General features: G+C 33.9%; 28 protein-coding genes. 13 read left to right on the top strand and 15 right to left on the bottom strand.

Features of this window, described 5'->3' with window-relative positions; all coding sequences use genetic code 11:
* Positions 1-71: 71 nt before the first annotated feature.
* Positions 72-1,172, bottom strand: coding sequence for an endonuclease (locus L1S35_RS04445; RefSeq protein ID WP_236397017.1), 1,101 nt, complete (start codon positions 1,170-1,172; stop codon positions 72-74).
* 7 nt (positions 1,173-1,179) lie between these two features.
* Entirely contained in the window at positions 1,180-2,400 is a 1,221-nt protein-coding gene (locus L1S35_RS04440) for an RsmB/NOP family class I SAM-dependent RNA methyltransferase (protein WP_236397016.1), read from the bottom strand.
* A gap of 122 nt (positions 2,401-2,522) precedes the next feature.
* On the opposite strand from L1S35_RS04440, the gene L1S35_RS04435 reads away from it, so the two are divergent.
* Entirely contained in the window at positions 2,523-3,698 is a 1,176-nt protein-coding gene (locus tag L1S35_RS04435; protein WP_236397015.1) for a poly(ethylene terephthalate) hydrolase family protein, read from the top strand.
* A 120-nt stretch (positions 3,699-3,818) separates the two neighbouring features.
* On the opposite strand, the gene L1S35_RS04430 is transcribed toward L1S35_RS04435, so the two are convergent.
* The 6 genes from L1S35_RS04430 to L1S35_RS04405 form a co-directional block, all read right to left on the bottom strand.
* A complete protein-coding gene (locus L1S35_RS04430) occupies positions 3,819-5,798 on the bottom strand; it encodes a KUP/HAK/KT family potassium transporter (protein ID WP_236397014.1) in 1,980 nt (659 codons plus the stop codon).
* A 132-nt stretch (positions 5,799-5,930) separates the two neighbouring features.
* Positions 5,931-7,271, bottom strand: a complete 1,341-nt coding sequence (locus L1S35_RS04425) for a hypothetical protein (RefSeq protein WP_236397012.1) — start codon at positions 7,269-7,271, stop codon at positions 5,931-5,933.
* Positions 7,272-7,417: 146 nt separating this feature from the next.
* Positions 7,418-7,879, bottom strand: coding sequence for a sensor of ECF-type sigma factor (locus L1S35_RS04420; protein WP_236397010.1), 462 nt, complete (start codon positions 7,877-7,879; stop codon positions 7,418-7,420).
* A 4-nt stretch (positions 7,880-7,883) separates the two neighbouring features.
* Complete coding sequence (locus L1S35_RS04415) at positions 7,884-8,297, bottom strand: hypothetical protein (protein WP_236397008.1); 414 nt, start codon at positions 8,295-8,297, stop codon at positions 7,884-7,886.
* A 30-nt stretch (positions 8,298-8,327) separates the two neighbouring features.
* Positions 8,328-8,870 (bottom strand): RNA polymerase sigma factor, encoded by a 543-nt coding sequence (locus L1S35_RS04410; protein WP_236397006.1) that lies wholly within the window; start codon positions 8,868-8,870, stop codon positions 8,328-8,330.
* A gap of 58 nt (positions 8,871-8,928) precedes the next feature.
* Positions 8,929-10,035, bottom strand: coding sequence for a GyrI-like domain-containing protein (locus tag L1S35_RS04405; protein ID WP_236397004.1), 1,107 nt, complete (start codon positions 10,033-10,035; stop codon positions 8,929-8,931).
* An 85-nt stretch (positions 10,036-10,120) separates the two neighbouring features.
* Here L1S35_RS04405 and L1S35_RS04400 point away from each other — a divergent pair, with 85 nt between their 5' ends.
* Together L1S35_RS04400 and L1S35_RS04390 are read left to right on the top strand one after the other, a co-directional pair.
* Positions 10,121-11,728 carry a class I SAM-dependent methyltransferase gene (locus L1S35_RS04400; RefSeq protein WP_236397001.1) on the top strand — a complete coding sequence of 536 codons (1,608 nt, stop codon included), beginning with the start codon at positions 10,121-10,123 and terminating at the stop codon, positions 11,726-11,728.
* A 306-nt stretch (positions 11,729-12,034) separates the two neighbouring features.
* Complete coding sequence (locus L1S35_RS04390; RefSeq protein WP_236396997.1) at positions 12,035-12,418, top strand: pyrophosphohydrolase domain-containing protein; 384 nt, start codon at positions 12,035-12,037, stop codon at positions 12,416-12,418.
* A 45-nt stretch (positions 12,419-12,463) separates the two neighbouring features.
* Here the strand turns inward: L1S35_RS04390 and L1S35_RS04385 are convergent, their stop codons facing one another.
* Positions 12,464-13,459: a Gfo/Idh/MocA family protein gene (locus L1S35_RS04385; protein ID WP_236396994.1), complete on the bottom strand. Its 996-nt coding sequence runs from the start codon at positions 13,457-13,459 to the stop codon at positions 12,464-12,466.
* 116 nt (positions 13,460-13,575) lie between these two features.
* The gene (locus tag L1S35_RS04380) at positions 13,576-14,643 is read right to left on the bottom strand and encodes a branched-chain amino acid aminotransferase (RefSeq protein ID WP_236396992.1); all 1,068 of its coding nucleotides are present in this window, start codon (positions 14,641-14,643) and stop codon (positions 13,576-13,578) included.
* Between the two features lie 279 nt (positions 14,644-14,922).
* On the opposite strand from L1S35_RS04380, the gene L1S35_RS04375 reads away from it, so the two are divergent.
* The 6 genes from L1S35_RS04375 to L1S35_RS04350 all read left to right on the top strand — a co-directional run bounded on the left by L1S35_RS04375 (position 14,923) and on the right by L1S35_RS04350 (position 17,552).
* Positions 14,923-15,417: a DUF4920 domain-containing protein gene (locus tag L1S35_RS04375; RefSeq protein ID WP_236396990.1), complete on the top strand. Its 495-nt coding sequence runs from the start codon at positions 14,923-14,925 to the stop codon at positions 15,415-15,417.
* A gap of 12 nt (positions 15,418-15,429) precedes the next feature.
* Positions 15,430-15,897 carry a hypothetical protein gene (locus L1S35_RS04370; RefSeq protein ID WP_236396988.1) on the top strand — a complete coding sequence of 156 codons (468 nt, stop codon included), beginning with the start codon at positions 15,430-15,432 and terminating at the stop codon, positions 15,895-15,897.
* Between the two features lie 2 nt (positions 15,898-15,899).
* Positions 15,900-16,562, top strand: coding sequence for a tRNA (5-methylaminomethyl-2-thiouridine)(34)-methyltransferase MnmC2 (mnmC2, locus tag L1S35_RS04365; protein WP_236396986.1), 663 nt, complete (start codon positions 15,900-15,902; stop codon positions 16,560-16,562).
* A gap of 127 nt (positions 16,563-16,689) precedes the next feature.
* Positions 16,690-16,890: a hypothetical protein gene (locus L1S35_RS04360; protein ID WP_236396984.1), complete on the top strand. Its 201-nt coding sequence runs from the start codon at positions 16,690-16,692 to the stop codon at positions 16,888-16,890.
* A gap of 102 nt (positions 16,891-16,992) precedes the next feature.
* A complete protein-coding gene (locus L1S35_RS04355; RefSeq protein WP_236396982.1) occupies positions 16,993-17,208 on the top strand; it encodes a hypothetical protein in 216 nt (71 codons plus the stop codon).
* Between the two features lie 149 nt (positions 17,209-17,357).
* Positions 17,358-17,552 (top strand): hypothetical protein, encoded by a 195-nt coding sequence (locus L1S35_RS04350; RefSeq protein WP_236396980.1) that lies wholly within the window; start codon positions 17,358-17,360, stop codon positions 17,550-17,552.
* A 34-nt stretch (positions 17,553-17,586) separates the two neighbouring features.
* Here the strand turns inward: L1S35_RS04350 and L1S35_RS04345 are convergent, their stop codons facing one another.
* Entirely contained in the window at positions 17,587-18,528 is a 942-nt protein-coding gene (locus L1S35_RS04345; RefSeq protein WP_236396978.1) for a LysR substrate-binding domain-containing protein, read from the bottom strand.
* A 114-nt stretch (positions 18,529-18,642) separates the two neighbouring features.
* Between L1S35_RS04345 and L1S35_RS04340 the strand changes: the two genes are divergently transcribed.
* From L1S35_RS04340 to can, 4 genes are all read left to right on the top strand, one after another.
* Positions 18,643-18,930, top strand: a complete 288-nt coding sequence (locus tag L1S35_RS04340; protein WP_236396976.1) for a hypothetical protein — start codon at positions 18,643-18,645, stop codon at positions 18,928-18,930.
* A gap of 59 nt (positions 18,931-18,989) precedes the next feature.
* Complete coding sequence (locus tag L1S35_RS04335; RefSeq protein ID WP_236396974.1) at positions 18,990-20,645, top strand: SulP family inorganic anion transporter; 1,656 nt, start codon at positions 18,990-18,992, stop codon at positions 20,643-20,645.
* A 10-nt stretch (positions 20,646-20,655) separates the two neighbouring features.
* Positions 20,656-21,330, top strand: coding sequence for a carbonic anhydrase family protein (locus L1S35_RS04330; RefSeq protein WP_236396972.1), 675 nt, complete (start codon positions 20,656-20,658; stop codon positions 21,328-21,330).
* A gap of 133 nt (positions 21,331-21,463) precedes the next feature.
* Complete coding sequence (gene can, locus L1S35_RS04325) at positions 21,464-22,099, top strand: carbonate dehydratase (RefSeq protein ID WP_236396970.1); 636 nt, start codon at positions 21,464-21,466, stop codon at positions 22,097-22,099.
* A gap of 31 nt (positions 22,100-22,130) precedes the next feature.
* Here can and L1S35_RS04320 read toward each other — a convergent pair whose 3' ends face one another.
* The 4 genes from L1S35_RS04320 to L1S35_RS04305 form a co-directional block, all read right to left on the bottom strand.
* Positions 22,131-23,336, bottom strand: a complete 1,206-nt coding sequence (locus L1S35_RS04320) for an LETM1-related biofilm-associated protein (protein WP_236396968.1) — start codon at positions 23,334-23,336, stop codon at positions 22,131-22,133.
* Between the two features lie 56 nt (positions 23,337-23,392).
* The gene (locus tag L1S35_RS04315; protein ID WP_236396966.1) at positions 23,393-24,007 is read right to left on the bottom strand and encodes a YdeI/OmpD-associated family protein; all 615 of its coding nucleotides are present in this window, start codon (positions 24,005-24,007) and stop codon (positions 23,393-23,395) included.
* Between the two features lie 19 nt (positions 24,008-24,026).
* Positions 24,027-24,599: a hypothetical protein gene (locus L1S35_RS04310; RefSeq protein ID WP_236396964.1), complete on the bottom strand. Its 573-nt coding sequence runs from the start codon at positions 24,597-24,599 to the stop codon at positions 24,027-24,029.
* 249 nt (positions 24,600-24,848) lie between these two features.
* Positions 24,849-25,376: a superoxide dismutase family protein gene (locus L1S35_RS04305; protein ID WP_236396961.1), complete on the bottom strand. Its 528-nt coding sequence runs from the start codon at positions 25,374-25,376 to the stop codon at positions 24,849-24,851.
* Between the last annotated feature and the right edge of the window lie 21 nt (positions 25,377-25,397).

Here is a 25,397-nt window from a genome sequence, read left to right as displayed (position 1 = left end):
AATGGTGTACTAAAAACAAAAAAAAGCTATTGAATTTCAATAGCTTTTTTCTATAAATTGGAGTTATAAATCTAGTTTATCAACACTTTTTTGGTAACAGAATTAGTTGCAGAAGATAATTTCACGAAATAAAAACCTTTAGGCAAATTGCCAATTGTATAGGTGTTATTCTGAATGACAGGATTTTTTATTTGCTGTAAAACCTGACCGTTTATGGTGATAATATCAATTTCATCGAGAACAACATCAGTAGTAATATTTACAACATCAGAAGCTGGATTTGGATAAATTGAAACTGAATCTGCCAAATCAAAAGTTGGGTTTGCTAAGAAAATAGTAGGCCATCTGTTTTGAGCTGTTGGTCCGCCCCAAATTACTGTAGCTAAATAAGGATTGTCAATGAATGGGTTTCTATTTCCTTGTCCGTAAGTGTTTGAAGCGTTTCCTAAATAGGTGTTTCGGTTGTCTTCAAATTGGGAAACAGGGTCTTCTGCATTCCATTGCAAAAATAAATCTATCATATTTGCATCGGATGCTACTGGTGTTCCTACTCCAACATTTATCGGAAGGCATTGATCACCATATCTCAAATACATATACATCATCATTCGTGCTATATCACCTTTCCATTCATCGCCGGGATACCAGTTCGTTCCACTTTCAAATGAATTCCCCGATCCATTAAAAAATTTATCATTATCCCTATCAGCGTTTCTTTTTTTGTCTGCTGCTCTTAAGTGATGTAAATCCGCACCAGGTCCGGATGTTCCCAAATCAGGAACTCCCAACGCTTTAGGGAAAGTGTGTTCTCTATTATAAAGACAAGGATTTGCAGATCCGTCATCTTGCATGCTGGCATCTCTTCTTCTATGATCTTTGTCATCGCTCGAAGCTGCTGGACATAGGTTGCTGCTAAATCCATAAACAAGTAATACATTGGTGTTAGTAGCATCTGCAGGATCCAGATCTAAAATAGCTAGTGCATTATCTGTTTGTGAATAAACTAATTCATGTGTATGCGTAGTTATGATTTTTGTTGCTAATGCATTTTTCAAGTTGCTTCCTGTTAGAGTCCAGTTGAATCCGTTATAATATGGACTGGCAGGAGCTCCATTTTGTGAAAAAGCTATGGCAATGTTTAATAATAATAAAAGTGAGGTAATTTTTTTCATTTGTTTTTTATATTTCTTTTTTTCTTTCTAAGAGTGCCATGTAAAATCCATCAAATCCGGTTTCCTGGGCAAGGATTTTTGTTTCTTTAACAAAATTAAATGTTTTTCCGGTTTCAGTTGTTAAGAAACGCTTAATTTGTTCCTGATTTTCAGAAGGTAAGACAGAGCAGGTTGCATAAACTAACTTACCGCCGGGCTTTACTATTTTAGAATAATTTTCTAAAACTTCGGCCTGTACTTTTTTGATATTATCGATAAATTCAGGTTGCAATTTCCATTTGGCATCTGGATTTCTTTTTAAAACTCCCAAGCCGCTACATGGTGCGTCAATTAAGACTCTGTCTGCTTTTTCGTGTAATTTCTTGATCACTTTAGTAGTGTCAATTATACGATATTCTATATTGAAAGCGCCATTTCTTTTGGCTCTTAATTTTAATTGTTTTAGTTTACTTTCATACAAATCCATTGCAATTAATTGCCCTTTGTTTTGCATTAATGAAGCCATGTGTAATGTTTTTCCACCGGCACCGGCACAAGTATCAACAACTCTCATTCCGGGTTGAACATCCAGGAAAGCAGCTACTAATTGTGAAGATGCATCCTGAACTTCAAACATTCCTTCTTTGAATGCATCGGTCAAAAAGACATTTGCTCTTTCTTTTAAGACTAGTGCATCGGGTTGGTCTTTCAAAAATTCGGTTTCGATGTTTAAATCCATCAAAAGTGAACGCAGATTTTCCTTTGTAGTTTTTAAGGTATTTACGCGAAGGATAACTTTTGCAGGTTGGTTTTGTGCTGCAATTTCTTTGGTCCAAACAGATTCTCCTAATTCTTTTACGCCTAATTCATCCATCCAATCCGGAATAGATTCGCGCATTTTTCTAATTTTAGAAAGTTCATCAAATCTTCCTTTTATTTTCCTTTCCGGAGTTCCTTCTAATTGTCTCCAATCCGGAATTGGATAACCTCTTAAAACAGCCCAAACAGCAAACATTCTCCATAAATCTTCACGGTTGAAAGGTTCTTTTACTTCGGCAATTTCGGCATATAGTCTTTTCCAGCGAACTACTTCGTAGATAGTTTCGGCAACAAATTTTCTATCGGAACTTCCCCAACGTTTGTCTTTTTTTAAAGCACGGGCAACTACTTTATCGGCGTATTCTCCTTCGTTGAAGATAGCGTTTAAAGAGTCAATCGTGGTGTAAACTAAATTTCGATGTAATCGCATAGTGTAAAAAAATCAGCGGGCAAAGATATTGCTTTTTTGTTATCTTAACTCAAATTTAACTAGCTAAATATTGAATAGATTTTTTATTCGATATATTTGATATTACAAATAAAATCTTCAGGATGAAAACAACGAAATTTATAATTACCATTTTATTACTTTTTGTTATTCATTTTAGTTTTTCCCAGCCATTTCAAATAGGACATACAACTATTAATTTTACAGATTCTTCAAGAGGTAATCGAGTTATTGCAACAGAAATATATTATCCATCTGATGTAACAGGCGATAATGTTGCCATGACTACTTCAACTAGTGCTACTTTTCCGGTTTTAAGTTTTGGTCATGGATTTCTAATGACTTGGGATGCTTATCAAAATTATTGGAATTTTTTAGTTCCCAATGGTTATATTATGATTTTTCCAAAAACAGAAGGCACATTTTCTCCATCTCATCTTGATTTTGGAAAGGATTTGTCATTTGTTTTAGATCAAATGACAGTTTTAGGGAATAATTCTTCTTCTCTTTTTTACAATAGAATAAGCGTCATGAATGCTGTTATGGGGCATAGTATGGGAGGCGGTGCTTCTTTTTTAGCTGCTCAATTAAATCCAAATATTAAAACATTAGTAAATTTTGCTGCAGCAGAAACAACACCTTCAGCAGTTCAGGCGGCAGCTTCTGTAACAATTCCATCATTAATTTTTGCCGGAGTTAATGATTGCGTAACACCACCAATATCAAATCAAATCCTTATGTATGATGATTTGGTTAGTTCATGTAAAACGCTTATAAATATTATTGGAGGAAGTCATTGCCAAATGGCAAACAGTAATTTATTTTGTGGAATTGGAGAATCATCCTGTTCGCCACAGCCGACAATAACCAGAATAGTGCAGCAAAATATAATTAACAGCTATATTTTGCCATGGTTAGAGTATCAACTAAAAGGAAATTGTGATCAAGGAAATTTGTTTGATAATCAAATTGTGGTCGATAATTCAATTACATTTCAAAAAAACTGCATTCAATGTAATAGCTTAAATAATGAGAATTTGATTTTGACAAATCAAATTATTTTGTCTCCAAATCCGTCAAAAGATTTTATAAAAATTTCAGGTAAAGTTGGTGTAATCTACCTGATTTCTGTTTTTGATATGTCTGCGAAACTTATTTTGACTAAAAAATTTGAAAATGAAACTTTAATTAATATTTCAGAACTTCCTAAAGGACTTTATACTTATTCAGTAAAAAGTAGTGGTAATAATTTGAGTAATGGAAAATTTATAAAAGAATAAAAATTTAATTAATGCTTACCGTTTTAAATTTCTTTGATGATCTTTAATTATTCATTTAAATAGTCAATTATGAAGCAAAAAATAGCAGTAAAATTCTTTTAGATAAAGCCTTTCATTGATTTATTCATACACTTTTTCTATTCGCTTCATTTCGATTTTTTCGGGTGCGTGAAGTACAAGGGGAAACTGTTCAATTTTTACGGAACTGCTATCCAATCCAAATCCTTTTTCTTCAGACAAACTTAATTTTTTCATCATGAAATAGGTATTCATGACAACTTTCTCAAAGAAAGATAAATCACTGTCATTTGAAAGGAATTTTTCAGATAATACAAATTTAAAGTCACCGATGATATTATTTTTGTTTAATGACTCATAACGACTCGTAATATCAACCTCACCACGTTCCACCATTTCCTTGATTACTTGTTTGAACATCAAATTAATTTTGGTAGGTTCTCTAAAGCCAAGATAGAAATCTATACGATAGATGTCGTCTTTAATTATTTCGGTAACACGGTATTCTTTTTTATATGGTTCGCTTAATACATTTACGTGGATAAACCAATACAAGTCAGCACGTTTTGGGCGTTTTTGAAGTATAGAATACATTACTTTTTCTTCAATTTCATCACTGCGATTGGAGTTGGTCATATATACCAAATGCGTGGCATATTTTGGAATTGAAAGGTCAACACTTAATTCGGCCAAGACCTTTTTATAATCATCAATTTTAACAATTTTGGTGTAATTTTTACTGATTTGTTTGGCCAAATACCAGGTTGCCATAACGCCAATTAAAGCAGAGGCAATGATTAAAGTTACAAATCCTCCGTGTATAAATTTTGGTAGAATTGCTGCCAAGAAACTGGACTCTATAACAAGATAAGCGGTAATGATTGCTCCAATGATATACCATTTCACTCTTCTCATTATCAAATAAAAATTCAATAAAATGGTGGTCATAATCATACAAAGAACGATGGCTAAACCATAAGCATGTTCCATGGCACTTGATTTTTCAAAATACCAAACGATACCAATACAACCTAAAAGCAATAACCAGTTGATGGATGGAATGTATAATTGTCCTTTTAACTCTGTAGGGTATTTGATTTTTACTTTTGGCCAAAAATTCAAACGCATTGCTTCATTAATCAAAGTAAATGAACCACTGATTAAAGCTTGAGAAGCAATAACAGCTGCCAATGTCGCTATTACAACTCCAATAGGTTGGAACCAATCGGCCATAATCAGGTAGAATGGATTCCCGTCTTTTCCACCTAATTGCTCCAATGTTTTTCCTTCATGACTTATCAAATATGCACCTTGCCCAAAGTAATTAAGCAAAAGCATAACTTTTACAAAAATCCAACTGATACGGATGTTTTTTCTTCCGCAATGTCCCATATCTGAATACAAAGCTTCGGCTCCGGTTGTACATAGAAAGACGGCTCCCAGAACAAAGAATCCTTCAGGGTGAATCAATAATAATTCGTAGGCATAATAAGGGTTGATTGCATTAAAAACAGATAAATCGCTCATAATTTGCAGTGATCCTAGAACTCCTAACATCGTAAACCAAATTAACATCATTGGTGCAAAAAACTTCCCTACCAATTTAGACCCAAATTGTTGAATGGTAAATAATACAAACAGAATACAAATTACTATAATTTGTATAGTTCGGGTTTCCATGTCATAGAAGGTGTTAATCCCTTCAACTGCTGCCGAAACCGAAATAGGAGGTGTAATAATTCCGTCTGCTAATAAGGCACTACCACCAATTATAGCAGGCACAATTAGCCATTTTATTTTGGTTCGTTTGACTAAGGCAAATAAAGCAAAGATTCCACCTTCACCATGATTATCGGCGCTTAGTGTTATAATTACGTATTTGATAGTTGTTTGTAGAGTAAGTGTCCAAAAAACGCATGATATTCCGCCAAGAACAATATCTCTCGAAATTTCATGAACACCAAGAATGGCTTTCATTACATAGAGCGGTGAAGTACCAATATCTCCATAAATTATTCCTAATGCTACTAATAATCCACCAACGGATAATTTGCTATGAAGACTATGATTATGCGAACTCATAATGAAAAGTTAAAGAGTGCAAATTTATATCTTTTTGAAATATCTCATTATGTAAAGGTCAATTATTTTTAAAAACAAAAAGACATTGCCAAAGCAATGTCTTTACCTAACAACTTAACTTATTTATTCAAACTAACTTCTTCTATTTCCATTACCATTACCTCTTGAATTTCCTTCACTTCTTTGTGAATTTCCTCTTTGTTGTGAAAAATCTCTTGGATTTGAATTTCTTTGAGGTTCAGCACTTCTCTGAGTTCCATAATTTCTTTGAGATTCCGAATTTCTGTTATTTCCAACATTACCGTATGTTCTCGCTGATTCTTGGTTTCTCACATTTCCATAACTTCTTGGAGTTTCAGCTCTCTCATTTCTCGAATTGCTTTCAACTGTCACATTTCTCGTTGATTCTTGGTTTCTCACATTTCCATAACTTCTTGGAGTTTCAGCTCTCTCGTTTCTCGAATTGCTTTCAACTGTTACATTTCTCGTTGATTCTTGGTTTCTCACATTTCCATAGCTTCTTGGATTTTCGGCTCTCTCGTTTCTCGAATTGCTTTCAACTGTCACATTTCTGGTTGATTCTTGATTTCTCACGTTTCCGTATGTTCTTGATGGCGATTCACTGCTTACTTCTCGAGTGCTATTTTGAGTTCTAACATTTCTTGTAGAATTTGTAACGTAAGAATTGTTTCTGGTGTTATTATAAGCAACCTGATTTCTATTGTTTCTGTTATTCTCTAATTCATATCGGTTTGTATAACCGGTATTTCTGCGTTCAAATGAGCGATTTGGATATTGTCTCTCATAACCATTTCCTCTTCTTCCGTAATAGTAATAATTGTTATAAGCAACACTACATCTTCTGTAATTTACATAATTATAATGATGGTAATTATTTATACAGATATTGATGTGACTTCTGTAAGTATATATAGGAAATGGTGTCCATGCAATATAAAAGCTAGGATAGTATCCCCAATACCATGAAGAATAGTATGGACGGTAATTAGAAACCCAAAATGAAGTATAAATCACCGGAGTATAAGCATAAACAGGCTCATAAATATAATTGTCACCATACATATAAACGTCGCCAACAACTTGAACCTGAACTCTGTTATTTCTGTCTCGTTCAACTTCAACGGTAGCGATATCCTGGAAAGTATCGCGACCAAGCACAGATTGAATAACGATTAAATGTACATTACCTTCAACAGTTTCAATGACACGTAAATAATCCACTTTATTGTCTCCGTTTAAATCTAAGTTAGAGATTTGAATTTTTGGATCATTCAGACGTCTTTCGAAATCATCTAAATTTTTAGAATCACCAAAAATAGAAGCAACAGCCCGCAAATCTAAATTATCACTAATTTCAGAATTGTTTGCCGTAACCGTAGTTCTGTCCTGAGCAAAAACACTTGTAATACTCAATATAGACAGCATCATGAGGGATAAAATCTTTGTTTTCATAATTATATTTTTTAGCATTGAATACTTTTTTTTGAATCAACCAATTACTGTGCCACAAGAATTTTTGAATAAATTTTAACCTAATCTTAACTTAATCAAACCCTGAATTGAATTCAAAAAAAAGAGAGCATTTAGCTCTCTTATTCTTATTTTCCTAATTTCTTATCTCTGTATTGTTGCAATAATTTACGGTTGAAGTTTTCTTCTGCTTTTTTGAGTTTCAGAATTTTTATTGGAGAAATGACTCCTTTTAAACTGTTCACAAATTTCTTTTTCAACTGATATAATTCGTCTTCGGTACTTTCCATTTGAGTTAACATTGTTGCGGCATCTTTTTCAGATAATTTATCAAACGATTCATCATCCATTCTGTTTAAATAACCTTTCAGTTTTTGCTTTTTAATTTCTTGTTGCTTCTCTTCAAAAGCATTGAACAAAGGCCAAAATTTGGTGGCTTCATCAGGAGTTAATGACAATTCATCTGTTATGAAGGCCACTTTTAATGCTTTAATTTGTTCTTTCTTTTTGCGGGCAAACGGACCGTCTTGCGCAATAGCATTCAAAGAAATGAAAGCTATGAGTAGTGGAAATATTTTTGAAATTTTCATAGTATTAATCTATTATGTATTGTTCTAAATTTGAATTTGAGTTTAATGCGTCTTCGATGGCTGAGTCATCAATATTGAATTCCACTTTCATTTTGTCTAAATCTTCCTGTTGCAATAAATCTACAATTTCTTCTTCGGAAATGTTGGATTGATACGCAAGATAATTTTCTAAAGTAGCCGAATCAATTTCTTCCTGTTGGGTTGAATATTTAGTATATATTGGAACAGACAGCATCAAAACAAGAACTGCTGCCGCAGCAAAATACCAAGTCTTTCTCGAACTAAAAATAGAAATAACCTTTGGTTCCTGTTTTGGTAATTGTGCGAAAACTTTCTCTGAGAATGTATCAAAATAGCCATCAGGCGTTGTAAATCCTGAGGTTATTTTAGGTTCGTTATCTAGTTTAAAATCTTTCATGGGCTTTTGACAAAGGTAATGTTAAATGGTTTAATTGCTTTTCACAAAATCTTCAATTTTCTTAACAGCGTGATGATATGACGCTTTCAACGCACCAACTGATGTTCCGAGAATTTCAGACAACTCTTCATATTTCAGTTCTTCGTAATATTTCATTTTAAAAACCAACTGTTGTTTTTCAGGAAGCTGTGCAATCGCTTTTTGTAACTTGATTTGCATTTCATTTCCATCAAAATAAATATCTGCTTTGAGGTTATCTACAATTTTGGTCTGCAATGCTTCGCTGGTCATACCATTTCGCTTGGCTTTTTGATTGATGAATGTAATGGCTTCATTGGTAGCTATCCGATACATCCAGGAAAATAATTTGCTTTCACCTTTGAAATTTTTTAAATGTTGAAAGACTTTGACAAATGTATTTTGCAAAACATCATCAGCATCATCGTGATTTAAAACAATATTCCGAATATGATTATACAACGGCCGTTGATAATCCCGCAAGAGTTTTTGAAACGCAGCATTCTGCGTTTTCGGGTTTAATAATTCCTGAATAAAATCCTTTTCGTCTTGCAAAGTGAAAATTTAGCTAATTGGAATAAAGATAGCAGAAAAGGTTTAATCTACTGAAAAATTATGGGTTTTCAGTTGGAGTAGTGGTTGTTTGTGGAGTCTCAACAGCAGGATTTACAGGAGCAACAATAGGATTTGGTAACTCTATTGCTTTTGGAAAAACCGGAATATAAATCTCCGTAATCCATTTTGAAGGCTGCTTGATATCATCAATAGTTTTGACATAAACTTCGGTATAGCTTCCGGCGAAGTTTTCTTTTAAACCATTATCGGCTATGTATTTTTTGGCTTTTGCCCAAGCTTCTTTGGTATGCGAATAATCACCGGTCAGAGTAGTTTTTAAACAAGTAAAAGCAATGATTTCTCCCGAAGCTACATCACTTCCGTCTGTGATTGAAATTTGTTGTCTAACCGGAATGCAAATAGAAATAGTAGCAAAATCATTGGCAACATCATATCTGTCGTAATTCACAAATGGTTTTCCGGCCATAGGAATTTTATTCTTTTTGAAAAAGTGAACCATTCGTGCCATCAGGATTTTGGTGTTCTTACCCACACTTTTAATACGACAGGAAACAGTTTGTTTTAAACAAAAACCAGACGGTCGTTGTACAATTCCATTTACTTTAATGGAATAGGTTTTCATTTCGTAGTGCAATGTTTTATCAAGATTACGTAGGCTTTTTTCATAAACATCTCCCAAAATTGAACTTATGCCACCTTTGAAAAAGGTGGTGATTTTGGTCATAATGTCCATTTTACCTTTACTGTAAACCGTTATTTTAGTTCCGCCAACAGTATCTTTAAATTTCCATGAAATGGTAGCTGTTGTTCCGTTGAAGTTTGCTTTTTGAGCAAGACTGTCATTTTCTTTTACAAAATACGTTTTAATATCACCACTATCTGAACCGCTTTCAAAAGCACATTTTGCTCCGGCACCTATGGTTTTTGCATCATAATTGAATTTGATATCAGTATCTTTCTGCATCCAGGAACCAAAGGTTTCCCAATTTTTATAATCATTAACATAATCAAAAACAGTACTTCTTGGTGTTTTGATGACACTACTTTTAGTAACCTCAAAATCTCCTTTTTGTGTGGCTACATAAACTGTAATTCCAACCAGCGCTAAAAGGATAAGCAAGAAGATATATTTTAAGATTCTCATGAAACTATGTTTGTAAAGTGTCACAAAGTTATGAATTTTATAGTACCAATATTGATTATATTTGTGTCCATTCAAATTTAAATTGATGAAGACAAAAAGCGAACTTCGAGGTATTTTATTCAGGCATTTAGATGGTATAGTAACAATTCCAACGGCATTTTCCCTACACAAGAAAGGTGTTTTAGAGTATATACTGCAACAGCAAAAGGTGTCACTTCAGGAACTTACAGAAAAGTTTAATGCCAATGAAGGTTATCTTAATGTAGCACTTCGCGTTTTGGCTTCTCAGGGTTGGCTTATTCAACAAATTGATAATCATAAAGATGAAGTAGCTTTCATTACAAATGATAAAAGCGAAACGGCTTTTTCATTGATTCCGCTATATAATGATGTTTTTAATTTGATGCAGTTTTCAGAGCATTTTCATCCGCGGAAATTTGAAGTAGAACCTTTTGAATTACTCAATGAATTGTTTTCGAAATACAAATCAAACTTCGGAATTCAGTTTTCTGATGATGATAAAATCAAAGCTATTCAGGAACAGGTTTTATACCATATCGAAGGCGTTTTGGTTGGGCCAACAATTGTGATGCTTGGTATGACCGGAATGTTTCATAAGTATTTTATGGAAACCTCTTTTCGCCCGGAAGAGTTTCACAAGAACCCGGAATGCTTTAAAGAAATCCTCGACTTCTTGTCACATCTAAATTGGTTTACAAAGAAAAATGGCAATTACCAATTTACCGAAACCGGTTTGTTTTATGCCAAAAGAGCTGCTGCTTACGGTGTTACAGTTTCTTATATTCCAACACTTAGAAAAATGGATGACTTGCTTTTTGGTAATCCGTCTATACTTAGAAATATTGGTGAACACGAAGAAGAACTGCATGTTGACAGAAAAATGAATGTTTGGGGAAGCGGTGGCGCACATGCTGAATATTTCAAAATTGTAGATCAGATAATTATCGAACTGTTCAATCGTCCGATTGCGGAACAACCAATTGGAATTCTGGATATGGGTTGTGGCAATGGTGCTTTTTTGGAACATATGTTTGATGTGATTGAACGCCAAACTGCTAGAGGCAGAATGCTCGATGAACATCCGTTGTTTTTAGTTGGTGTCGATTATAACGAAGCCGCGATAAAAGTTACCCGTGCTAATTTAATCAAAGCCGATATTTGGGCGAAAGTAATTTGGGGTGACATTGGGAAACCACAATTATTAGCCGAAACATTAAAGGAAGATTACAATATTGACTTGAAAGAATTACTCAACGTAAGAACCTTTTTAGACCACAACCGAATTTGGGAAACACCAACCGCGAAAACACCAAACAGAATAAGTTCTTCAACCGGAGCTTTTGCACATCGTGGACAAAGAATCAGTAATACTGAAGTGGAAGACAACTTACTGGAACATTTAAAAAAATGGTCGCCGTTTGTAGATAAATTTGGGTTACTATTGATAGAGCTACACACTATTGCTCCCGAATTAACAGCCAATAATCTTGGAAGAACTGCAGCAACAGCTTATGATGCTACACATGGTTTTTCCGATCAGTATATTGTAGAGATTGATGTCTTGCATAAAATTGCCGCCGAAGCCGGACTGTTTTCAAATGCAAATGTTTTTACCAAATTTCCAAATTCTGATATAGCAACAGTAAGTGTTAATCTTTTGAAAGGAAAATAACCGCCGCTTGCCATTCCCGCTAAGGCGGGAATCCACATCCTAATGTTTGGTCACAATCTTAATAACAAACAGTAAAGCGATAAAAAGCAGAAAAGCAATTAGTATTTTATAGCTCCCTTTATATACTTTTTGGTGGAGTGATTTGTCTTTTCCGTAAGCGATATAAGCTGCGATTACAAAACAAACAAAAAATATTGCGGCGAAAGTCCATTGACCAGTTGTGAACATTTATTTCAAATTTTCAACAAATTTACTCAAATGTATCGGAAAGTTGTAATTTGCATCAACAATAAATTTCACTACAAAATGCAAAAGCAAATCAACGCAGTAAAAGAATTCCACACCGCATTCGGATTGGGCGTAAGCCACGAAATGAAAGGAGATTTAGGCGAACAAAAAAACATGCTTCGTTTTAATTTAATGAAAGAAGAAAACGAAGAATATCTGGAAGCGGTTCAGAATAATGATTTGATTGAAATAGCTGATGCGCTTGGCGATATGTTATACATACTTTGCGGAACGATTTTAGAACACGGACTACAACACAAAATAGAAGAAGTGTTTGATGAAATTCAACGTTCAAACATGAGTAAACTCGGCGAAGACGGAAATCCAATTTATCGCGAAGACGGCAAAGTGATGAAAGGCCCAAATTACTTTAAGCCAAGTTTTGAGGAGATACTGAGATAGTCACAGTTTTTACTTTGTTTGGATTGTAAATCCATATCATCAGGTTTATAAAACCCCAAGAATTTTATCCATCACCCAACTCGTATGTGTGGCTGTAGTGCCATTAGAAGGATGATAAAATTCTTTTTCAAATAACTCTCTTTTCATGTTTTCTACGTGGGGTAATTGTACTGTTTGAGGATTATCAATATAAACATCCTCGAGCAAACCATTGATTTCCAGCAGTAGCGGATTTTCTTCAAAAACAGAGAAGGTGATTTTTCCTTTGCTTCCATAGAGTTCCACTTTATCTTCTGTACGTTCGCAACCAAAGTTCCAAAATCCTGTCCCGGTTATATTGGTCTCATGAATCCAGCAGGCGGTTATAGCGTCTTTGGCCAAATACAATTGTTGTTGGTTTTCACTAATACCATAAACTTCTTTAACATCTCCCAACAGATAAGTGAATAAATCCAAACCGTGACTGGCTAAATCATCAAAATAGCCACCCGGAGCTACTTTTGCATCTGTTCGCCAGTTATAAGTTCCCGACAAATCGTTGGCATTTGGAGCTTTACTAAATTTCCAACTTATATGTCTTAGGTCACCAATAGCGTTGTTGTCTAACCATGTTTTTACCTGTTGGAATCGAGGTAAAGAACGACGGTAATACGCAACAAATAAAGGAATCTCTTTATTTTTAAAAGCCTCATATATTGCAAGGCTATCCTGATAACAAGGTGCCAAAGGTTTTTCTATACAACAAGGTTTTCCTGCAGTAGCCACTTTAAGCGCATAGTACTTATGCGAATCGGGTGGCGTAGCGATATAAACCGCATCTATATCAGGATCATTAATCAATTCTTCTGCTGACGAATAGTATTTGGCAATATTGTGCCTTTGCGCATAGTCTTTCAGTTTGTCTATATCTCGTCTCATGACAGCGGCTAATTGAAATCCGTCTACCTGTTTATAGGCTGGACCACTTTTAACTTCGGTTACGTTTCCACATCCTATAATGCCCCAACGAATGTCGGTAGTATATATCTTTTTAGTTGTCATGTGTTTGTTTTTGTAAGAGACAAGTTTTTGCTAAAGGTAAAAGATTTAAATAAAATTCACGCAAAAAAAACTCCGGGTTTCCCCGAAGTTCTATAGCTGTAAAGTGTAACTAAAAACTAAACCTTAACTGTCCATCCAAAGGTGTCTTCTGCTTGTTTGCATTGAATTTTTGTTAATTTTTCCTTGATGTCAAGAGCAACTGAATTTTCAATCTTTGGTAATTCATAATACACATCTTGACAAGAAAATCCAACAATCGGACTTACCACAGCAGCGGTACCGGCACCAAAAAGCTCTTTCAGACTTCCATTTTTTGCAGCGGTTAATAATTCGTCTACTAAAACAGAACGTTCTTCTACTTTAATACCATCTCGTTTAGCTATATCAATTAAACTTTTTCGTGTAATACCATCTAGAATCCTATCGCTTATAGGCGCTGTTATTAAGGTATCGTTTATTCTAACAAAAACATTCATAGTACCGGCTTCTTCCAGTTTGGTATGCGTAGCATCATCGGTCCAAATTACTTGTTGGTAACCTTTTTCATTTGCCAATTTTGTTGGATAAAATTGCCCTGCATAATTGCCAGCTGCTTTTGCTGCTCCTATTCCGCCATTGGCTGCACGGCTGAAATGATCTGCTATAATTACTTTTACTTCGCCTGCAAAATAAGAGCGAGCTGGTGAAAGAATAATCATGAATCGATACTGTGTTGAAGGATTAGCAATGACTCCAGAGCCAATGGCTATCATAAATGGTCTGATGTATAGTGAATCTCCATCTCCTTTTCGTACCCAATCACTTTCTAAATCTATAATAGTTTTTAAACCGCCTATGAAGATTTCTTCAGGAATTTCGGGCATTGCCATTCTTATAGCTGATTTATTGAAACGATGGAAATTTTCATCAGGTCTGAAAAGCCATACATCATCGTTTTCATCTTTATACGCTTTCATACCTTCAAAAATAGCTTGACCATAGTGAAAAACTTTGGCTGAAGGATCAATTAAGAATGGTTCGTAAGGTTTGATTACAGGTTTTCCCCATTTACCATCTTTGAAATCACAAACCAACATATGGTCTGTAAATACACTTCCGAAGGTAAGATTTTCGAAATCGACATCATTTATTTTAGTAGAATTCGCTCTAACTATATCGATTTCGTTGGTAGTTTTTAAAGTCATTTAATGATGGATTTACTTCAGAAAACATTTCAAATAATTGGCAATTAACTCTTTGTAATTTACTTTCTGAAAATTATAATTGTGCTGTTAGTTTTTGTAAAACTAATAAAAATATGATTGTTTTTTGCATCGCAAAAAAAAATTGAATACTTTTTTCAAAATGATGTTCTTTTCCCTATTTCAGGGATTGATTTCACAATAAAAGCTCAAAATAATTGTTAATTTTGTAATTGGTTTTCCCAAACTGTTTATATTCGCAATTCATTAAAAATAATTCGTATGAGAAAAATTAATGTTATCCTAATTATGCTGTTATTATGTTTAGGAACAGCAGTGATGGCTCAGCAAAAAGCTAAATCTTTTGATGCTAAAGAATACGCTTCGTTTGGCGATAAATTCAAAGTAACTAAAGTTTATACTAAAGAACAAATGTTGAAGAAGTATAAAACACTAAAAAAAGGAGATACAATTACGGTTCAGTTTCAATCGAATATTAAAGCAGTTTGCAAAAAGAAAGGTTGTTGGATGAAAATGAATTTGGCAGGTAATGATGAATCATTTGTAAAATTTAAAGATTATGGTTTCTTTGTTCCGCTAAATGCAGATAACAGCGAAGCAATCATAAGCGGAAAGGCGTTTGTTGATGTAGAATCGGTTGAATCGTTAAGACATTATGCAAAAGACGGCGGAAAATCGGCAGCAGAAATTGCTAAAATCACCAAGCCCGAAGTTACTTATTCGTTTTTGGCGGATGGTGTTTACATCAAAAAATAATTTTCCATTCGGATGAAAAAAATAATTGCACTTGTTTTAATTTTTGGTTTGTTTTGTTTCGTCAGTTCGCTTACGCTCGTGTCATGTCAAAAGAAAGAGGAGAAAGTAGAAGAGGAAAAATGTGCTCCGGGCAAAGAAAAGAAACTGGAAATGTATCAAATGTCTGAAATGGCGGCTTTGATGGAGCAAATGTATGTTGACAATAAACGATTGAAAGAACGCATTCAAAAGGGCGATACTCTTGGTGTATTTCCAAAACACTTTTTAAAAATTTATACCGCAAAATTTACTGATGAAACGGATAATGATTTATTCTTTAAACAAAAAGCAAAAGACTATATAACAGCACAACAGTTGATTTACAGTGATCCGAAAAATGCAAAGGAACATTTCAATGCCGGAGTTGATGCTTGTTTAAAATGTCACGAGAGTAAATGTGGCGGACCAATTCCGAGAATAAAGAAATTGTATATCAAATAATTTTGAAACGCGAAATTATCCAAACCAAAGATGGTTCTACTACCATTCATTTGCCGGAATGGGATGAAAGTTATCACTCAAAACACGGCGCGATTCAGGAAGCTTATCATGTATTCATAAAAAATGGGTTGTCACTCTCTGAAGGACAACCCATTGCTATTTTAGAGATTGGTTTCGGAACTGGCTTAAATTGTTTTATAACGTATTTAGAATCAAAAAAAAATAATCAGGCTATTGATTATGTTGGAGTAGAAGCTTATCCTGTTGCGATGGATGAAGCCATGCAAATGAATTACCCAAAAGAAATTAATATAAGAGAAATTAATGTGTTTAAACAAATTCATGAATGTCATTGGGAACAAAAGAACACGCTTTCGGATAAATTTACACTGACCAAGCGCAAACAGTTTTTTCAGGATATTCAGGATGTAGCCGCTTTTGATTTGATTTATTTTGATGCATTTGGTTTTAGAGTGCAACCTGAGCTTTGGTCAGAAGCAATATTTGCTTCTATGTTCCGAGCTTTAAAACCAAATGGTGTTTTGGTGACCTATGCTTGTCGGACTTCAATAAAAAATGCGATGATATCGGCAGGTTTTTCTGTAGAAAAATTGCCAGGTGCTCCGGGCAAAAGAGAGATGTTACGCGCCAATAAAGCGCTTTGAAATTTTAACATTTTTAAACCGTTAAATTTTACGTAAAATTTAATAAGCGGAAAATTAAATTTTTTACATTTGAAATACCTAAACCCGTTCTTACCTTATTATATTAACTTAATCCAAGTAATTTTCTATGTCTAAATCAATGTTAGACCACACTAAGAATGTGCTGAAAAGAGTCAGCTTTGATGTCTCACTTTTCAGTAAAGAACTTGAAAAAGCATGTAAAGTTTTGTTGCCTTTTGAATTAGAAGAATTAGCATCATGGCTTTCAAAATTCATTAAGGAAAAACCAGAACTGCAGCATTGTATGTTGCTTATTAATAATAAATAAAACTAAAAGGAACTTAAACGGTTCCTTTTTTTATTTTGAGTTAGGGAAACTTTCAACCTAATTGTTTCGTATATAAAGTGTATTATTTTAAACTATACTATTATGGGACAACTGATGTATGATTATACAAAATCTTCAATCGTAAAAGTTAGTAAAAACAAAGAGCTGTTTGTAAAAGAGTTGATTAAGGCATCCAAAACGCTGCTACCTCATGAAAGAGAAAATCTAATCAACTGGTTATTTTATTTTACTGCTGATAAACCTGAAATGCAAAAATGGCTTTATGAGCTTCTTGATAAAAACATTTTAGTAAGTTAAAACTTTAAAAAAATGTTAATAATTGCATTTCATCGACTAAAATAGTGTTTAAACGATATTTTTTAGCATATTTTTTTGTACGGAAACTTTTTTTAATATACTTTTACTAAACGTTCTTACAATAAGATAACCCCAAATCTTAACCAAATATGCCTAGAATGATCTATGATTACACAAAATCGGTACTCGAAAGAGTGAGCTTCGATCCTGTTCTTTTTACAAAAGAACTAAAAAAGGCGATTAAAAATTTATTGCCTTACGAGGTTGAACAATTAAAAAAATGGCTGCAATTCTTTACGAGTGAGCATCCTGAATTAAAGCAATGTTTGTCTGTAGTTAGTTAGCAGAAAGAAAATAAGGAGTTTGTGCAAAAGCTCCTTATTTTTTTTGCAGTGGACTTATGATTTGTACATTCTGAAAAACAATCGCACCTTTTACTACTCCTGCAATTGTGCTTCTCAAAGCATCAATAATATGAATTTTTAATTCACTTTTCGGAAAAATTAAACTTACTTCACGTGCTGGTTTTGGTTCTTTAAAATGACGCAATTTATGTTGGTCTTTTTCTTTTAAATCCAAAGTATGCAAATAAGGAAGTAGCGTTGTTCCCAAACCTTCATCAGCCAGTTTTATAAGTGTTTCAAAACTTCCGCTTTCAATTTGAAAATGTGCTTTTTCATTGGCAGCTACATTTCTGCACAAGTTCAATATTCCATCTCTAAAACAGTGCCCGTCCTGAAGCAACAGGATTTCATCTATATTTAAGTCATCAACTTCAATTTCCCGTTTTTGAAAATTGCTGTGACCTTCCGGGATGTATGCTACAAAAGGCTCAAAATACAAAACAACTTCTTTTATTTTTTCTTCCTGCAATGGTGTTGCTGCTATAGCGGCATCGAGATGTCCGTTATTAAGTTTGAGAATAATTTCATCTGTATTTAACTCTTCAATAATGAGTTTTACTTTTGGGTATTTTTTGATAAAGTTATTTAGAAACATAGGTAATAAGGTTGGCATTATCGTTGGAATGATTCCCAAACGAAATTCACCACCAATAAATCCTTTTTGCTGGTCAACAATATCCTGAATTCTATCCGCTTCGTTAACAATATTCTTAGATTGATTGACAATTTGTTGACCGATTTCCGTCAACTGAATAGGTTTCTTGGTTCTGTCAAAAATTTGTATGCCTAATTCCTCTTCAATTTTCTGAATTTGCATGCTTAAGGTTGGTTGGGTAACAAAACATTTTTCGGCTGCGAGTGTAAAGTTCTTATGTTCAGCAACTGCCAGAACGTATTTTAATTGTGTAATTGTCATTATATAGTAAAATTTGATACAAATATAAAACCTATAAATTTAATTTATAGTTAATGAATGTTAAAAATATTATAATCCTTTTCAAAACCTATTATGAATGCCTATTTTTGTGTCATGAAATTCATAGCAAGATTGATATTAATAGTATTTGTAACATTTCTTTCAACACCAACTTTGGTTACGTTGATTAAGAAAAATACAGACACATCTATGTTTTATAGTTTTGCGGAAGAAGAAATCCATAAAGAAATAAAAGAAGTTAAAGCCGAAGTAAAGCAACACTTTGATTATCCTTTCTTGGAATTACAAATCGATAAAAATACCGCCATTATTTCTGAAAATTTGTCACGACATGATAATGTTGCTTCGGAAATCTTTTCACCACCGCCCGATTTTAGTTAATAAAAATTCAAACCATCATTCTTTTGATGGCAATACTTTTATTAAACTAAATTTTTGGTATGACAAAAAAAATCAATCTTTTTGCTAACCTTAAATCTGATTTTTCATCAGGTTTAGTGGTTTTCTTAGTAGCACTTCCGCTTTGTTTAGGAATTGCTTTGGCTTCCGGTGCGCCTTTATTTGCCGGCATTATTTCCGGTGTTGTTGGTGGACTTGTAGTAGGTTATCTGAGCCAATCCCATCTTAGTGTTTCCGGTCCGGCTGCGGGTTTAACAGCCATAGTTTTAACAGCCATAAGTGATTTAGGTGCTTTTGATGTGTTTCTGATGGCAGGTCTGATTGCCGGTGCTATTCAGTTGCTGCTTGGTTTTATCAAAGCAGGAAGTATTTCCAATTATTTTCCGACAAATGTTATCGAAGGTATGCTGGCCGGTATTGGAGTAATTATTTTCCTGAAACAAATTCCACACGCCTTTGGCTATGACCCAGATCACGAAGGTGATTTAGGTTTCTTTCAACCCGATGGAGAAAACACTTTTTCGGAAATTTTCCAAATGGTAAATCATGTACAACCAGGAGCCATAGTCATCACTTTAGTTTCGCTAACTATTTTAATTGCATGGACAAAAATTGATTTTTTGAAAAAACTAAAATTAGTTCCAGCTGCTTTGATTGCTGTGGTAATTGGTATTCTTTTAAATGAATTTTTTATTCAAACAGGAAGTAGTTTAGCCATCGGAGCAGAGCATTTAGTTGCATTGCCGGTACCGACATCTTTTGAGGAATTCAAAGCAATATTTGTCGCTCCTGATTTTTCATCGATTACCAATAGCAAAGTTTGGATTGTCGGTGTAACAATTGCAGTTGTGGCTTCTATTGAAACTTTATTATGCGTTGAAGCTGCCGATAGAATGGATGCACAAAAACGATATACTGACACTAATGTCGAATTGAAAGCACAAGGTGTCGGAAACATTATCAGTTCATTACTTGGCGGTTTGCCAATGACATCAGTTGTAGTAAGAACTTCAGCGAATAATAATGCCGGAGCAAAATCTAAAATGTCAACCATAATTCATGGGACTTTGTTATTGGTAAGTGTTTTGTCTATTCCGGCACTTCTGAATAAAATTCCGTTGGCCACTTTGGCAGCTATTTTATTATTGATAGGCTATAAATTGGCCAATCCAAAAACAATTAAGCATTTTTGGGAAAAAGGTAAATACCAATTTGTCCCTTTTATAGCAACATTTGTTGGTGTTGTTTTTACCGATTTGTTAAAAGGTGTCGCATTGGGAATTATAATCAGTATTATTTTTGTTTTGAAGGGAAACCTGAAGCGTGCCTACAATTTCAGAAAAGAAGAATATGCCGATGGCGATGTCATTCATATCGATTTGGCTCAGGAAGTTTCATTTTTGAACAAAGCCGCAATTAAATCAACCCTAATGGCTATTCCGGAAAACTCGAGAGTGATTATTAATGCAGAAGATACGGTATATATTGCCCATGATATTTTGGATTTGATTCGAGAGTTTAAAACAACCAGGGCAAAAGATGAAAATATTAAAGTAAAATTAAAAGGATTCAAAAAGGCGTATCAGCTGGAAAACAGTGATGAAACCGTCAACAAAGTTAGTATCGAACATTATTATGATGTTATGAAAAGGAAAACCGTTAAGAGAGAAATTATTGATGAAAAATTTAATGATTAAAAACTGAAATATGAAAACGTTAAATAAAGAAATGCAAGCTTCTATTACACCAAGAAAAGCTTTAGAAATATTAAAAGAAGGAAATACCAGATTTATAAACAACTTAAAAGCACACAGAAATTTACTGGAACAAGTTAACGATACCCGAGATGGACAGTGGCCATTTGCAACAATTTTGAGTTGTATAGACAGTAGAACATCGGCTGAATTAATTTTTGATCAAGGATTAGGAGATATTTTTTCAGTTAGAATTGCAGGGAATATAGTTAATACTGATATTTTAGGCAGCATGGAGTTTGCCTGTAAAGTTGCGGGCTCAAAGCTAATTGTAGTGCTTGGACACAGTAAATGTGGTGCAATAAAAGGAGCATGTGATCATGTGGAAATGGGGAATTTAACAGAATTGTTGTCAAAGATTCAACCGGCAGTTTATCAAGAGATAGAAACCAAGGAAGAACGAAATGCCGCTAATGCTACTTTTGTTGAAAATGTTGCTGAAATTAATGTGAAGCGAAGCGTAAAAAATATTATTGAGCGCAGTAATGTACTAGAGCAAATGATTGCAAAAGGAGAAATCGGAATTGTGGGAGCTATGCATAATATTGAAACAGGAGAAGTTACTTTTTATAAAGACGCTGAATTTATTAATGAACAATTGAATGCAAGTTTCACCGTAGCTGAATAAGAATAAAAAAAATTAACTTGGTTATAGTTAGTGCCATTAATCACATGCTAGCAATAAATTGTGGTTAATGGTTTTTATATTTTATATATTTGAATTTTATACCAATAAAGGATGAAAAACTAAATCATTTTCAATGAGCGATTTTTATAAAAAAATATTAGACAACAATAAGGAATGGGTTGAAAAAACATTGGAAAAAGACCCCAATTATTTTAAAGATTTAGCAAAAGGTCAAACACCGCCGTTATTGTGGATTGGATGTTCTGACAGCCGTGTTCCTGCAAATGAAATTATTGGCGCCAAACCGGGAGAAGTTTTTGTACACAGAAACATTGCCAATATGGTTGTTCATTCCGATATGAATATGTTAAGTGTTCTTGATTATGCTGTGAATGTTTTAAAAGTAAAGCACGTAATTGTTTGCGGACATTATGGTTGTGGTGGTATAAAAGCCGCAATGGGAAATGATTCTATCGGAATTATTGATAATTGGATTCGCCATATCAAAGATGTTTATCGTTTGCACGATCAATATCTGGACTCAATCACCAACGAAGACGATCGTTTCAATGCTTTTGTTGAAATCAATACCAAAGAACAGGTTTTTGATTTGTCTAAAACCTCTATAGTTCAGGCAGCATGGAGAAACGGGCAGGAGCTTACTTTACACGGTTGGGTTTATGGTTTGAACTCGGGTTACGTAACCGATTTAAAAGTCAACATTAGTTCCAATAAAGATTTAGATGAAGTGTATCAGTTAAAGTTTTAAAAAGTAAATCGTCTTCGGGCGATTTTTTTATTTATTCTGATTCTCTTTCTTCGTTTTCGTTAAAAGCTGACGGTAATAACTGTGGAATGAACTTTATCAGAATTGGCAGTAATAAAGCTCCGCCAGGCAAAAGAAAAATAGTTAATGACGGCACCGATTTACAAATGTCAAGCAGTTGAACCTTAATTTTTTTCTTTTCTTCTTTATCCAATTCCTTATGAGTTGATTTTGCCAGCAGTTGCATCAGTTCCTTGCTTTGCGATAATTCTTTAACTAATCTTTTTTTGTTTCTGTTGATTAGGATTTGTACGCTTTCGGTAGTGTGATCATAGAAATTTTTTACCGGATTGGAATTGTTGAAATAAGGAATTTGGTTTTTGTATTTTACAATGAAATCATTAATAAAATCGATACTTTTTGTAATGAAAGATTCGGTAATCGCTAGTTTTTCACCTAATTTATACAAAAAATAGCGCTCCTCATTTTCTACTTTTTCATCGCTCCACAAACTGATTCCGGCCAAATCAAGCACATAAAATTTTTCCAAATCATTACTGAGATAACTTAAATCTAAGTCATCGATTGTTACAATTTTTGAAGATGAAAACTTATTGTAGCGCACAGAAGATTCAAAAAGTTTAGCTAACAAATCATCATGAACCGAAATTCCGGTCTTTGATTTCAGCGAAAGCGAAATAATACTAATAACAATATCCTCAATTTTGTTGAAGTATTTCTCAGGAAGCGAACCTTTTTCCAAGTATTTTTTGAATGCCAGCACATCTACAAAAAGTAACGCATTGGTAATTACATGAGAGAAACTTTTACTAAACAAATCTTCGTTAGTCTGAACTCTGTCGTGTATGATTTTTTCGAGTTTACTCGATTCAGAACTGCTTGGTAATATCTTTTCCAAAGGATTGAAGCCTTTAGGTATAAGCAAATCATAAAAAACAACTGCTTCAGCTATGAAATGATTCGCATCTGTATCGTTTTTGGTCAGGCAGTACATTCCATAAAGCGTATTCAGCATTCCGATTTTTGAAATTTCTTCAGGAAGTCTATCTGTAATACTTATTGGACTAGGTACATCAAAGCTAACAATATGCCCAAATATAAATCCTGTAGCCCGAGTTCGTATATAAAACTCAACCTCATTTAAAGATAAATCCGATTTGGCTACTTTTTGTTCAACAAAAAATTTATCTATCCAACCTGGTGCCGATGGGTTAATCATTTGAAATACTTTTACTTTGCAAAACTAAATCATTTTTGCGATGATTGAAACCAAATTTAGAATGTATCTCTTGATTTAATATTTTGTTCACAAAGGCTTATGATTTCTAAAATACGGGCTTTTCGTGTTTCCTCTCTTTTGGCCTGATTAAGCCAATACAGATAGCTTTTTCTGTAAGATGGACTAAAGGAATTGTAATTATCCAAAGCTTTTTTATTTTTTAAAAATGCAACTTCTAACTCTTTTGGCATTTCTAAATTCTCTACAGCATCAAGCGTTGTCCAGGAACCGTTTTGTTTAGCGATTTCAATCTTTTTTAAACCGCTTTCGTGCATCAGATTATCAGCAATAAGTTTCTCTATATAGGTTTTGTTGAGTTTGCTCCAAACACTTTTGTCTTTTCGCGGCGTAAACATTTGGCGTCTGCGTTCGTCGTCTAATCTCTTTACGGTAGAATCAATCCAACCATAACAAATGGCTACTTGAACTGCTTCTTCCCAACGCATGCTTTCAGCTTCGCTACCAACTTTATAGAAAACTAAATGAACTCCTTTTGACGTATGATGGTTGTCGTGCAGCCATTCGCGCCATTCCTGAGCATTTTTAAAGTATAAAAGTTCTTTTTCTTCCAATCGGTTTTCTTTTTCAGTTACATCGTATGCTTTTTTCATGTCATCTTGTGATAATTTTTCACTTATGTGGCATATAGGTTGTCGGACTACATTGGGCAAACTTGGTTTTAGCTGTTAGTGAAATTTTATAGTCTGAAATAAAAATAGTAAGTAGCCTTTGAAATTCCTTTTCAACATTTTCAGAAGGTTTGTTTTCTGTCTTATCCATAAAATTAAATAGGAAATAATCTATTGTTCCATCTGAGTTAAAATATATTCTATTGAAGCATCTTGTCGGCTTTTCCCATTTGAAGTTGTTTTCAGATAGGAATATGCCAAAGTCTTGTAATAGTTTGGCATATGCTTGCTGCATTGCTTTTTGCTCGGTTTCTGTTTTAAAAACAGCTAATGAAATGTTGTTGTGTAAAGCACTCGTATAGATACTGTCTAAATACTTAATTGAAATACCTTGTTTTTCAGCTTCCTGAAAAGTCAAGCCTGAATGTTGTCCAAAAATTTGTAAACAGGGTGTTAGCAAAAATGCAATAATAAAATTTATTTTTATCAAAGTATTTTTTTGTTTTCTGTCCATTTCGTCTTTTAAACTGATCGCTGACGTTTCGATGCTTGGCGAAGTAGCTGCTGGCCACATCTATTTACTAAATTTTACTTTAAATATTAATTATTCTTTGTAAAACTTTAAATACCAAACATAAATCCCTAAACTAAAAATTATATAAATAAGCTTTACATAAGTGTTTCGAGTAAATTCATTATCAAAGAAAAATAAAATAAAACTAGCAATGAATTGTAATAATAATATCGTTCTCAATATCTTTCTGTTCTTTGAAACTTGTGCTTTCATATGATTTAGTTAAATGTGGATTCGGCTTGCCACTAACTACTGTATAATCGCCGAACAAGCAACTCTTGCTCCGGCATTTCCTGTTGGTTGTGTAACAAAATCATCTGGTTTGTCGTGAACAATCAAGCCTTTGCCAAGAATATCTTTGGTGGCATCGCCGCAGCCAATGCACCATTCATCGGTTTTGAAAAGTACGGTTGCATTTCCGTCAACATCTGCAGTGAAATTGCCAATATCACCTTTATGATATTCAGCATCACCCCATTTTCCGTGTTTTTTGAATGTTGGATTCCAATGTCCACCAGCAGAAGCGGCATCCACTGCAGAACAATCCGATTTTTCATGAATATGGATAGCGTGCACTCCGGGTTTTAATCCGGTTAATTTGGCTTCTAAACTTACGACACCGTTCTTTTCAATGAATGCCGCAGTTCCTTGTACGTTACTGCCACTTTTTGATTCAAAGGAAATTGTAACCTTTTTAGAATCGCCACCTGCACTTGAACTTTTGCAGCTAAATATAAATAATCCGAGAGCTGCTATACCTAAAAATATCTTTTTCATAAAGTTCGATTTTGAAATATA

Origin of the sequence: Flavobacterium anseongense, from assembly GCF_021608185.1 — a bacterium.
In the GTDB taxonomy this organism is placed as follows: domain Bacteria; phylum Bacteroidota; class Bacteroidia; order Flavobacteriales; family Flavobacteriaceae; genus Flavobacterium; species Flavobacterium anseongense.
Note: the sequence above shows the minus strand (reverse complement) of the source record. Positions and strands in the feature narration are given on the sequence as shown.